The sequence below is a fragment of the Vibrio sp. 1CM23M genome, assembly GCF_023161755.1.
Classification (GTDB): domain Bacteria; phylum Pseudomonadota; class Gammaproteobacteria; order Enterobacterales; family Vibrionaceae; genus Vibrio; species Vibrio coralliirubri.
Genome location: NZ_JALNTR010000003.1, coordinates 540,463 through 553,240, shown reverse-complemented (window position 1 = coordinate 553,240; position 12,778 = coordinate 540,463). Strand labels below are relative to the sequence as shown.

11 protein-coding genes are annotated in these 12,778 nt (G+C 33.7%); 2 read left to right on the top strand and 9 right to left on the bottom strand.

What is annotated here, in order from left to right:
* Positions 1-66 precede the first annotated feature (66 nt).
* The gene (locus tag MSG35_RS13340) at positions 67-555 is read left to right on the top strand and encodes a ProQ/FINO family protein (protein WP_248384229.1); all 489 of its coding nucleotides are present in this window, start codon (positions 67-69) and stop codon (positions 553-555) included.
* A gap of 18 nt (positions 556-573) precedes the next feature.
* On the opposite strand, the gene MSG35_RS13335 is transcribed toward MSG35_RS13340, so the two are convergent.
* Positions 574-1,863, bottom strand: coding sequence for a hypothetical protein (locus MSG35_RS13335; protein ID WP_248384227.1), 1,290 nt, complete (start codon positions 1,861-1,863; stop codon positions 574-576).
* A 112-nt stretch (positions 1,864-1,975) separates the two neighbouring features.
* On the opposite strand from MSG35_RS13335, the gene MSG35_RS13330 reads away from it, so the two are divergent.
* Entirely contained in the window at positions 1,976-2,707 is a 732-nt protein-coding gene (locus MSG35_RS13330; RefSeq protein ID WP_248384225.1) for a hypothetical protein, read from the top strand.
* A gap of 178 nt (positions 2,708-2,885) precedes the next feature.
* On the opposite strand, the gene MSG35_RS13325 is transcribed toward MSG35_RS13330, so the two are convergent.
* The 8 genes from MSG35_RS13325 to MSG35_RS13290 form a co-directional block, all read right to left on the bottom strand.
* A complete protein-coding gene (locus MSG35_RS13325) occupies positions 2,886-3,680 on the bottom strand; it encodes a hypothetical protein (RefSeq protein ID WP_248384223.1) in 795 nt (264 codons plus the stop codon).
* The gene (locus MSG35_RS13320) at positions 3,677-4,312 is read right to left on the bottom strand and encodes a hypothetical protein (RefSeq protein ID WP_248384222.1); all 636 of its coding nucleotides are present in this window, start codon (positions 4,310-4,312) and stop codon (positions 3,677-3,679) included. The genes MSG35_RS13325 and MSG35_RS13320 overlap by 4 nt, the downstream gene beginning before the upstream one ends.
* The gene (locus MSG35_RS13315; RefSeq protein ID WP_248384220.1) at positions 4,309-4,476 is read right to left on the bottom strand and encodes a hypothetical protein; all 168 of its coding nucleotides are present in this window, start codon (positions 4,474-4,476) and stop codon (positions 4,309-4,311) included. Before MSG35_RS13315 ends, MSG35_RS13320 begins: the two co-directional genes overlap by 4 nt.
* A gap of 187 nt (positions 4,477-4,663) precedes the next feature.
* Positions 4,664-6,034 carry a hypothetical protein gene (locus tag MSG35_RS13310; RefSeq protein WP_248384218.1) on the bottom strand — a complete coding sequence of 457 codons (1,371 nt, stop codon included), beginning with the start codon at positions 6,032-6,034 and terminating at the stop codon, positions 4,664-4,666.
* A gap of 177 nt (positions 6,035-6,211) precedes the next feature.
* Positions 6,212-8,761, bottom strand: coding sequence for a hypothetical protein (locus MSG35_RS13305; protein WP_248384216.1), 2,550 nt, complete (start codon positions 8,759-8,761; stop codon positions 6,212-6,214).
* A 126-nt stretch (positions 8,762-8,887) separates the two neighbouring features.
* Positions 8,888-11,680: a hypothetical protein gene (locus MSG35_RS13300; RefSeq protein WP_248384214.1), complete on the bottom strand. Its 2,793-nt coding sequence runs from the start codon at positions 11,678-11,680 to the stop codon at positions 8,888-8,890.
* Between the two features lie 199 nt (positions 11,681-11,879).
* Positions 11,880-12,173 (bottom strand): hypothetical protein, encoded by a 294-nt coding sequence (locus MSG35_RS13295; RefSeq protein WP_248384213.1) that lies wholly within the window; start codon positions 12,171-12,173, stop codon positions 11,880-11,882.
* 12 nt (positions 12,174-12,185) lie between these two features.
* Entirely contained in the window at positions 12,186-12,668 is a 483-nt protein-coding gene (locus MSG35_RS13290; protein ID WP_248384211.1) for a hypothetical protein, read from the bottom strand.
* Positions 12,669-12,778: the final 110 nt, after the last annotated feature.

Below are 12,778 nucleotides of genomic sequence, written 5' to 3'. Positions count from 1 at the left end.
TTGAGTTTTAAAATAATTATTATATCCTGTAATTAAATAAACATTTAATTAAAAGAGGATATACAAATGAAACTACCATCTGGCGAAATTGGCAAATTTCTATATAGACTAAAAGCAGAACATATTGCTTTACGAAAATTCAAACCATTGGAAATTGGAATACATAAACAAGTCATTGAATTGTATTCAGATGAATACAGTTCAACATTTATCAGAAAAGCCATTGCACGACATACAGCAGATCCACGTTATAGCGAAAACTTTTCTAAATACACTCACAGATACAACATTCACGATGAACCAGCAGTGAAACTTAAAGCGAATGAAGCTATTGAGCAAATGGACATTTACGAAATGAAAAAGAAAAAAATCAAAGCGAGCATTAAGAGGAAAGCTGAGAACATTGCGAATCAAGAACGATTGAATGCAGAAGCAGCGGAAAGACGTAAGAGTCGTGAAAAAGCAGAAAAACGAAAAGCTACAAAGACATCAAACAAAGGTGACAAGAACGTGGCTGTAACTAAAAAAAGAAAGACCCTGTCGTTAAAAAGATAAAGAGAGCATACGCTCTCTTTAATCATCTTTGACCAATAAATCATACTTCAATGATTTGTCGTAATAATTATTTACAACCTGAGTTAATTTAATCATCAATTCCTTTTTAAAGTCGAGTTGATCTTTTGGACTAACACCTTCCGACCTGAGATCTATATTGTGTCCCAAAATTGCATTTGCATAGATTTGACTTAACTTAGTGTAGTTAGGATTATACAGAATATTTTCAGCCTTCAATAACGACCTACCCATGAATCCACAATGTGTTTCAAAATTCATAAAGATTTCTCTTGAAAGAAGTGGCAGGAATGGAACTCCTGAAACGTTCACAAGTCCATATTTTACGAATATATTATTTATACCTGTATCAGCTTCAATGTTAGGAAAGTCTTGTTTAAGGTTTATATTCGTTGCTCCAGAGAACATTGCACGAGCAAAATTCTTGCTTACTTGTAGATTATCAATGTAGATGCCTTTGTCCTCAGTTTCATTAAAATATTTGATAATTGGTTCTAGCACTTCATCACGAATTGGAACGTTAACTGTCTTATGCTTGTCATTCAATACAGATAGCTTTGTGATGCAACCATCACTTATATTGAGTTTAATCGTATTGTTATTTCTAATCAACGGCAACAGCGTTTTCTTCACTTGTTGATTTTTTGCATCAGGTAAACGAGTTTCTAACTCATCTAAAAGCTTTTCTTGTGGGTTTATATACACTTCGACTGGAAAAAAATCAGTTTTGACCTTTCTTTTTTTGTAATGGAACAACCAATCTTTTTTTAGTAAGAAAAATCTGCCTTGGATGTCTTCAACCAAACTTGCTACATTGCATTCATTGTCTAATTCTTTTGCTTTCAAATTTTTCTTTACTATTGACTCGGATTTTTTTTTCTTATCCAGTATGTCTTCAATATCCGTTTGTTCTTCTAAATCAGAGTCATCAAAATCTATATCATAATTCTCTGAACTATTAATGTTAGCGTTATGATCTAGTTGTACAACCAAATTCTTGCTTATCGATATGCCGTCAATAAGTTTTAAATCTTTTAAACATCCAATTTTATCGATTACTTTTTTGTAATTTTCAATTTTCGCACATTTGAATACGTGTTGTTTTTGTTTGTCATTTTTTAATTTCAGTATTTTCAAATTATCAACATGTGAGTAATTCAAGACGACCAATAAATTCTCAACAGTCAAACCGATTTTAACGCCTAAGTGATCATCGCTTACTGAAAAAAAGTCATTCACATCTCTAATTGATTGCTTAACTTCGCCCAGCTCAAATTCTTTCTTTATCATAATAAATTCCTTATTTATATGTACTATCAAAATATCATTAATATTTTATATTGCAATATTTAAATTTGATAGTATATATATATTAAGAGAAATATAAACTACAAGGTATAGCATGAATAAAACAATAAAAGAAAAGATATTAGCACTACACTATTTGAATGTTTACAATAATAAGTTTAAATTACAAGATATTTGCCACACAGCAGATTGTGATTATAAAATATTCAATCAATTAGAACAGAATTATTTGGAAGCATACAGTAATTATTTAGATGCGCAAAAATCAAAGAGTTACACTTTGATTATAAGTTCGAAAAATAAACTGTTAGAAGTTTCAAACAACTTAAAAAAGGAATCAATGAGATTGCTCGGCATTAATCTGTTAAATAATCACAAACAAGATGTTATTTATCAGATATTATCGATAAAATTTGGTGAAATGAAAATAGTGAAATCACTGTATTACAAGGAAGTGCTTCAACTGACAAAAACAGTGGAAAGGAATTCTTCGCTCAATAAAAACTTCGTTCAATGCTTGAAAGAAAAAGGGATTGACGTCTCTTTATATACAAAATGGCTAGAAGCATTAGAGATAAACGATGCACACGCTTACAAATCAGCTCAGGAAGACATCTCTGAGGCGTTTGTGACTCACTTTAATGAATTGACCCAGTCCACACATAACAACCTGTTAGAAGCGGTTCAGAGTGCAATCCCAATGGATTATTTGTTCGGGAACTGCCACAGTTCTTTTGATACTGACAAGATTTTTATTTTACCCGACCTTTACATTATCAAAGTATGTTTCAGTCAAGCATTAGTGAGAGCGTATGGCACAGTTTAAGCTGGACGAATGCAAGCCGAGACAAGCCTTTAGATATGGTTTGTATCTCATATTAATAAGTCTTGTACTTTTTAGTAACTACTTAATGATTATCGACATAGCAAAAGAAACCGATTCATTTATATTAGAAAAACAAAAAGAGCTGTCATAAGCTCTTTTTTGTTTTGATGCAAAGGGTTTATTCATCATCTTCACCGCTTTGTTCTTGTTCTGACAGATTCTGTAAATCTTGGATTGATAAGATTTTCGTCGTCTCAACAAGCGGAGTTTCATCATCTTCTTCACTAACCTCATAACACTCAGCAGGGACAAAATTTCTCATTCCTTCAAAAAGAAAATCATCATCTGTCAAGTTTGCGATTCCATCTTCTTTATCATGTTTAACAACTGTTAAGTTAGCGTGTGTGATTTCACTGGCAGGCTTAACTTTTAGTGCTTCACTCTTAAAAAAGTCAATTTGATCATGCAGATCTTCCCACATTTTTTTATAGTCAGGAAAATCTCTTATGCAGTTCTGCGTATTGACATTATCTTGATAGACAGAAGGATTGATAAATGGAAGAACGACACAAATTTCATCAGTGATTGATTCTATGAAGGTTAACTTCTCTATCAAGCTCATATAGTTCTCTGTGATTCTGCAAGCCTTATCGAATGCATCAGCTTTGTTCTCGCTACGTGGTTCTTCACCTATATTGATTAAATCTCTATAAGGATATATAAGCTGTGAAATGATTGTTTTAAAATCATAATCAAGTTCATACCAACGCTCAACAGTTTGGAAGAACTCTTTGTCCTTCATAAACAAGCGAAGTAAAGATTCGAACCTTGTGCTGAATATTGATAATTCACCTCTCAGTGATTTAATAAACACATCTCCCATGGTTAAGGAATCATCGTTGCTTTCAGCTAAAATCTGACGTATTTCAGCTAAACTCTTATGTATTTCATTGATATCGCCTATGTTTTTCATACTTTATACCAACTAACTTCTTCAAAACACAGCTCGAACAACGAACCAGAAGCTTTAAAAACAATATCGCCAGCTTCATCAATCACGAAATACTGATCTTCATGACCGAATCGGATTGCAAAATAGCGTGAATTAAAATCTAAACTGATGGTATCAATCTCCTTTTCTTTAAACTCAACATCGATATACTCAGATGTAGAATCGTCGTCTGGTAACAATTCAAAATCACTTAAATCTATACCGTTATTAGCTTCAAAAGACATCATGCTTGGATCAACCTGAACCACTGTATCTTGCTTCGTACCGTATTTCTCACAATCATAAGCTCGTTGGATGGCTTGCAATGCAGTCGTGTAATACCCATCGACATCAGCCAAGAAACTTAATGCCATAAACAATCCAGTATCTTCAAATGAAGATATTGAAACTGGGCTATACGTAATACATTGAACGTCATCCAATAAAAACGGTGATTTTATTACGCTACAACCTTTTGCTGTGTCAAAAACAAGACCTTCAACATTCAGGTAAGGAGTAACAAATTCTAATCCCTCAATTGAATAATATTTTCCTAATATAGATTTCATATTCCAAACATAGTGCAAATTCATTTCATATTTTTCACCAATCATAATTTATCTCCAATTACCTTCTGGATTTCTATACCCTCTTCATAGCTAAAAAAGAATTGTTGTTTTCTGAAAATCACTTTTGAATATCTAAGTGTAAGTGACTCATACATCAAAACCTCTGTATTATCTTTTGATGCAATATTTAGTAAATCATTTATTGTCATATAATGCTCCTTAATTTTTATACCTTCTCTTATATTAAATCACATAAATAGATTGGATCAATTAAGGATAAAAAAAACCATCCTCTCGGATGGCTCGTAAACATTTAATTAATATTGAAGATAAGCAATTTAAACTTGAATACCTCAACAATTTAATTAGACCATTTAAAAATTATAAATCAAGTTATTATTTCAATTTATTTTTATTTGTGTGATTCTTCGGCTTAGAATTATTCTCATTTGCTTTATTATTGACGCCTTGGTTTAATTCACTTGCCAAATCATTCTCTTGGTTTTCGATATTATTAGCCGTCGAATTATTTTTAGCTTCCGCTTCTGCTTTCGCCTTTGCTTCCGCTTTTGCCTTAGCCTCTGCTTCAACCTTTGCTTCCGCTTTTGCCTTAGCTTCCTCTTCCGCCTTTGCTTCCACTTTTTGATCGGCTTTTGAATCTTCACCAATTTTCAATCGACCGCCCTTTATCTCATCGAGCATTTCTTTCACCTGCGGATTAACATTTCCACCTAACTTGATTTCGTCTAAATCAAACAGACCTTCATCTTGTATTTTTTCAAAGGCTAATTTTAACGCTGGCAAATCTCGTTCAGCTACGTTGCGAATTTTTTTCACGCTTACTTCTGTTAATATTCCTACCATTTCTTCTGGAGAAGAACCAGGGGGCGCAACTGCACGCTTCACTTCTTTACTGATAAAACTACGTTCAAACTTAAATTTGAGCATACCATCTTCATTATAATACATCTGCTGCTTTTTGTCTGTTGTATAGCCCTTGTATAACTCTTCTAAATAGTCCTTTTGTTTCTGTTCATTCAGCGTCAATAGCTTATCGGTTTTTTGTTCTTCTTTTTGAATCAACTGAGCTTCTTCTTCTGTGAGTTTTTGACCTTGCTTGATTTTTTGATCGATCTGGTCTTGTTCAGCGTTTTGTTTTGGTAAATCCATCAACGGTTCTTCTTCACCAACAACAAAAGCGTCTGAATGAATGTTGTTGTTTTCTTGTCTTCTCAACTTGTTTTCTTCGTTGATTTCATTCAATGCTTGAATTTTCTTCTGTTCATCATAGTCATTCAATGTGATTGCACTTAACGCAAACTCAGAGACAAAACTTTCAGGCTGTTCGGTTTCAAGGTCAATATAACACTTGCCGCTATACAGTCTCATGTTTCTGAAACTTGGATCTAATGCCATCCCCCAACGGTTCAGGTTAACCCCTTCCATATTATCCCTGTTCACATCCAAACAAGCTTTAATGCACACTTGTTCTTGTCTTTGATAATCACTAACAACATCACAAAAAGATTTATGTTGTTCTGGTGAATTAAACACTTTGTTTGCTAATTCCCCATCAGGGTTAAGTAAAACTTCTGGACGTATCTTATTTTGTTTGTAAATAAGATTAAGCAGTTTGTCAGCAAATTCTGATGACCCACCTGTTTTTATTTTCTTTACCGCTTTCACCAGTTTCTGTTCAATCTTTGGATCTTGGCTTAATATGTATTGTGATTTCGTTTCCGCATCACGATTAAAATCTTTATTCATTTTTGCATTCTCCTTTGCATAATTAATTTCCAATTACTTATATCTTATCATAAATTATTATATTTCAAAAAATGCATTCAATGTTTGTAATAAAAATAAAGCCATCGCTTTAAAACAATGGCTTTTAATTTCCTTAATATTCTGCTTAAACTTAATTTAAATCATGATTTACTCAACTTAATTTTTAATTGGCGCTTCGATATTTTTACCTGCATCTTTAATTGAATTATTAATGGCTTTAAACACAATAACAGCAAATACAATAATGGTGTAAACGATTATATCGATATTCGCCAACAAATTCGTCCAACCTGAATCTGTGATAATGTTGTTAATATTGTCTAACATATGACGAACCTGCACTTTCAAAATCACATCTCTGTAATGCATTGCGACAAACAGAATAAACGAATAAAACGTCAGTATTAAGGTGTCAAAGTAAAACTCTCTCACTCTGTTCCACAATTCGTTAAAACCACCGTTTAAGATTGAGACAAAACAGATTAAAACTAATGCAACTAACTCAACCAGCAATTCTGTATATTTATTGAAAAAAGCCACAATAAATATGAAAAGCAATCCGTAAACCATTACAAAAATACTCACTCCACCAAGCATTAACCACTTCGCTGCTTTGTTCAGTGGATTTACTTCACGCTGTCCAAACATATTAAAGAAAGTGTTGGATGCTGCCAAGCCCATCACCGTTTCAGTGGAATAATAAGGGACTTCCTTAAACGTATTTTCACTGGCTGAAAGACCTGCTAACGCTGCGCCTGCGACTGCAATGTCTCCAAAGTTATCCTTGATGAAAGAACCCTTACCAACGGTTAGGTTTTTGTTGTTTTTGCCCGTCATTTGCTTTTTACCCATTTTAATCGGAACATCAGCAACTTTTGTCATCAAATACAGATCTATTCCCATTTTATTCATACTTAACGCCAAGTCTCGAAGTTCTTTTGTTATAGTATTACAACGATAGCCATCTCTAACCATTCCTGCGTAAGCAAAACAGGTTTTCATTCTCAAAATCGGTTCTTGCCACTTTTTACCGACAAATAAACTTGTTAATTCATCAGGGTTTGGAAATTTTAAATCGGTCGGATCTAATAACAAAGAATAATCGTGATGGATGTTTTTGTCATAATTTCCCATCAACGCTTTTCCGTTGATATAAGCATACGGGTCGCCTTCAGAAAATTTATCTGTAAAACCTGTTGACATTGACAATGATTTTTTAAAAGATAAACTCTGCATAAAGTCATCAGAATTATCTTCAAAAGATTGTGTAAACTCATCCACTTCTCTTAAGAGAGGCGTCATCATTCCTACATCTTTTTGGTTTAAAACATAACGCTTGGTTGCAAACTGTAAAGCTTCTGTACAAGCGAAATAGCCACCTGCACACATCGTTTTCGTGGCGGTTATAATCTCTTCAAGTGTCATTTCTTCATCTAATACAGAATCACCAAGAAGAATTCGATAATTATCACGCAATCGGCTTTCTGAATCTAATGTATAAAGAGCGTTATTATAATGCTTCTTCATAAATTCAGCGGAAGCACACATATTTGCAACACCCAAATACTTGTTGAAAGTTTTCATATCAATGTTAATTGGAGTGGCATCGTAAATGGTATCACAATATTCAGTATAATCGGCTTCAAAACTTGGTGTGTCATCAAATGATGAATACGAACCTTCACCATTCGTAAAATGAAATGCTGCTGTTCTTTCTTTTACTTTTACAGCGTGATCAGCCAAACTTTGAAAGAAGTCCAACACCAATTCATCTTCTTTTTTCTCTAAATCGATGTCAAACAAATCATCTGCATAGTTAACCAATTTCTGTTTTGACTGAAAAGACATATTTAAATGATCCGAACCCAATTCAATATCCACCATGTATTTTTTATCAGAACCGCTTTCTGGTTCTATTTTTGCAATGGCAAACTCAAAAAAATCATCTTCTTTAAAATTATTCGACAAATAAGCATTCGTAAAATCAGAAAATGAGGATTGTTGAGAAACGACATTGCCAATTTGGATTTCAGGTATAAGGTATTTTTGATCGTAATCTTTATTTCCATTCTCTTCTAAACTTTCAAGCACACTTCCAAGATAAGTTAACGCTACATGTTGCACGACTGTGGTATCAAATTTTATTCCACTTTTTGTTTCGTGTTCTACTGAATAAACCGCCATTGATCCTGACAAAAGCAAGAATAATAGAAGCTTGCTGGATTCTGCACTATCAAATTCTTTATCCGCTTTAAAAATTAAAATCACTTTTAATGTTAAAAAAGGAACAACTATGGTTAATAAAGTGGCTGTAATTTGAGCAATACATCTTGTTATTACGCCAATGGTATCACTCGCCAAATCATTTACGGCTGATCGGGTTTCTATATAATGAGGCTTAATGCTTGGAAATAAGTCGTAAAACGCACTCATTACGATGTAATTATCTGCATTGATAAAGCCCTGTCCCACGAAAGAATGAGCCGTGCTGAAAGACAACAATGTGATTGTGAAAATGATAAACATTGCCGATTGCGTTTTCGTTTTTGTGAAACGATTTCGCTTCGATCTCTTTTTCATTTCTTGACGATTTTGGGGAACGCTAAATTCCTCCTTGAATATCATTTTGGAAAAAATAAAAGCAAAGATGATGTTTAACCACATCGATCTTATTATTTTATTCTTATCTAAAACTGACCCCTTCATAAATGCTCCAAAAATTATAAATATATAATTAAATAGATACCATTTTTTTATGAAAAAAAAAGCCCAACAAAGGACTTTTCTATTTTAAGGCTTATTTATACAGAATATCAGTGTTAAATATTTTATTTACTCACTTTTATTATTAGCCATTTCTCGTATACGTTTGGCTTCAGCTTGGTTTCTTCTCATTTCCGAGCGTTTTCCGATACCCATAACTCCTTTAGCCATCGCCCCTTTCACAACCAATTCGATACTTTGGATTGCGCCACCCGCAATAACCGTAACATCCAGTTTCTGTGCCAGTCTATCGAATAGATGATTAACCTTTTTCACGGCTTCATACGTTGCATAGAACACGATTGGAACGGTAATAGTCAAACCGATTAACTTAATCAAATACTTCAACGAATCAGGCAACCAAGCCGCTAATGAGTAAGTTACTGTTGCATTAATGTAAGGCACAGACCATAGCAACGCTGAAACAAACGACCAAATAGCGAAAATTTTTGTAATAGAAAAAACCACAGAAACAATAGGGTCAGTCATTATCTTCACTGCTTTAAGGGTTGCCGATTGATAATGTCTACCGCTTATTGATACAAGCAAACTCAGTATTGACCCAGCAATCAAAACAAATGGTAACAACGACGTTCTCATTGTTATCGAAATGATAACGTATTGATTGATCAGTTCTACCAGCGTCAACAACATCTGCATCAAACTACCTAAAAGCATTGCCATACCGCCAATCCATTGTGCCGATTGACCGACAAACGAGACCGATTTGCCTCCCCAACTTGCTAAAAGTTTACCAACGTCAGACGTACCAACATCAAACTTTTTCCCTTTTTTACCTTTCGAAGCCGCTACTTTTCTTGCACCGAGAACGTAATCAGCAAATGCGGTCATCGTAATGCCACTGATATCGACTTTTAATCCCCATAAATACGTTTCGCTACCTGAAGCCAACAAATCACGACTTACAGCATCCCATGTTTCAACACCGTCATAACCCTTCATTGAGCGTAAACAATCGTCGATTGAAACTGAATTTGCACACGATATTTTTTCAGCCGATTTTCCTATGCCGATGATCATTTCTTTAAATGACCTTTCAATCTCAACATCATCTTGACTTTCAACCGATAAATCTTTGTTATATCTATTTTTCATTTTCGTCGTAGCAACATTATTTGCTAACAAATTATTGGTTTTTAGATTAGATTTAGGGAAAAACTGTTCAACAAAATCGTAAGTATATAAATCCTTTGATTTCACTCTTATCTTATCTCTATGCGTGTAATACGGATAGATATTTGAATAATCAAAATCAGCTATGTATTGCAATTCTTTAAACAATTCTTTGTAGTGAGCATTATCTGTAGCCGCTATTCTTTGCAACTTACCAGCACTCGACCAGCCTTCATTAAGCAATTCAATGATTTTATCATCAACATCATAAAGTTCTTTTATTTTTGAAGCGTAAAAATCACCAATTCTGTCATATTGCATCGCCAATTTCTCATAATCAGCTTTTACCAGTTCGTGCGAAGCATTGATCAGTAAATTCTCTTGAGATTGAATTAAGTCTTTCTCATTAATCTCATGGAGAGGCGTTTCCTGCGCTTTTGTTATACTTGAATCCCCAAACAACAAACATTCATTTCTGTTTAAATAAGGGCTTTCTCCTGCAATGAATGAGTCTAACATTCCATTACTTTCTAATGCCAAAGCGTTGTTTTTTCCACAAGCCGCCTTCGTGATGTTTTTGTAAAACGTATCTGCATTTGCATAATCAGTTGTGATCTTATTTAACAGCAATTGTTTTTTGTATTCGTGCAAGTAAGCAATTAATAATGTCGTTAATACGTTTCTCGATTCATCATTTTTCATCGTGTATTTTTCATCAAACGCCCCTTGTAGTGAATTCCAACCAGATTCAAAATTATCACTTTTTACAGCCGCAATTACAGCCTCATTGAATTTCATTTGAGCCAGTAAATCGGAAAAGCCGTTGTTATAATGTTTCACATCAAAACTCAATGTTCCACAATTTTTAAATCGAACATAACCAACCGTCTCATAGTTCCCGACTTTGTTCATCATGATTTTTATTGCACCACGACCAGTCTCTTTCTGAGGATAAACCACTTTGTTTTTATCGCTGTAAGCCAATGCATATTCTTCGACGCCACCCCAAGCATTTCCTCCTTGTTCATAAGCATACATTTCAGAATTACGATTGTTCGATAAACAAATGTTTAAATTATACAATGCCATAATGTCAGACAATGCTTCATCTTTTGCCGAAACCTGTAAATCTAACTCATTCGTTTTATGTTCTTCGAGCGTTGCTGTGGAATACAACCTAAACATGAAGTTGCCACCCTTCATCACTGCAGCATTCACGTTTCTTTCGATTTCATTGCTGTTTAACAGCACATTCCCAATAGCACAGACCAACAAAAGATTAATTCCAACAATTGACGCTGAAGAAAATTTGGTTTGACGATTTTTTAAGCCGAAAAAGATAAAACCAAAAGCGATTGAAAGAATTAGAAAGTTAATTTCAAAAGACATTTCATAATAATCATTTTTCATTTTTAGCAATTGTTTATCATACTGAAAATGACCAACTTGGGTTGCATTCAAAGCAATAGCTTGATCTTCTGTAATGTATCGATTGGCTTCGAATAATGGTTCTTCTACCATTTCGTGTTCGGTTCTGTATTGATAAACATTGTTCATTTCTGCATAAATGTCTTTTGACTTACAAGCATTAAACAACATACTCGTGTCATAAGTCAGATCTTGAAAATCATCATAACAACCTTTATCTGTTGGTTCGTTTATGCCAGATTCATCATCACATCCTTGCAATAACAAAAGTGGTACAACTAATAATATTTTTTTCCACATAATTAAACTCCGTCTATATACTATAATTTATATCACGTATATTGACTCATTCAATTATTGCGAGGATTATAATTACAATCACATACATATTGGTTTATTTTAAAGCAAAAATAATTATAAATTCACGCACAAAACAAAAAATATTATTCATATATAATTTGATATAATTACCAAACAAAAAAAACAGCACAAGGCTGTTTTAATAAATGGTTGTGTCGTTTACAGAATCAAGCATAAGTTTTAAATTTAAAAGCTCGACTTGTTTTATGAAATTCTCATGATCATCAAAAAATTTATCAAACCGCTCGTGCTCATTGCTTTCAATCAGGACAAACTTGTTTGAAAGTCCTGACGAACTCTTTACCAGCAGTTCGTGAGCTGTCTTTTTGTATTTGAAGTAGTATAAGTTGATTTTCCCATGTACTGCATCCGTTGCTGAGTCAATGTAAGTGATGTCACTAATAAATTTTGTGTCTATGTTTCTGATATCCATATTATTCTCTCCTTATTTTATAGCATCAACTTGTTCAGAACTTAGTTTAATGAGCGGAAGATCAATACTCACTTCTTTGTTCATATACAAGCTTTCTTCTGTCTTGTACTTCGAAACGAACATCGATATTGCTAACCAGCAAATTCCAGTTACGTAAAGTGGTTGATACAGACTGATGCTCACTGAATCGTTCGCATGCAGGTTTAAACAGAAACCCATAAGTATGAATGCTGATGTCAGGAAAAAGCTTTTATTGAGCCTTACAGAGTTCTCAGCGTAGCTCTTCACGTTTACAGGTGATGCTATCGTGATTTGCGTGATGACCAGTGCAAGACAAACGATTGTCGGCAGAATCATAGGAATGATTGGTGTGTTAACACCTGCAGACCAAAACTGATAAAAGACATGCGAAAGAAGAACCAGATTAACCGCTGTTAACATCGATAATGGCAATTTACACACTACTTCCAAGAAGTTGATTTTTTTGTTTTTCATATATGCTCCTTTAATATATAAGTAATTATATTTAATCATCACTTATATATTTTTCAAGAACACAAATATTGAAGGTCAAAATATCCCGCATTTAAAAACGAAAATATTTT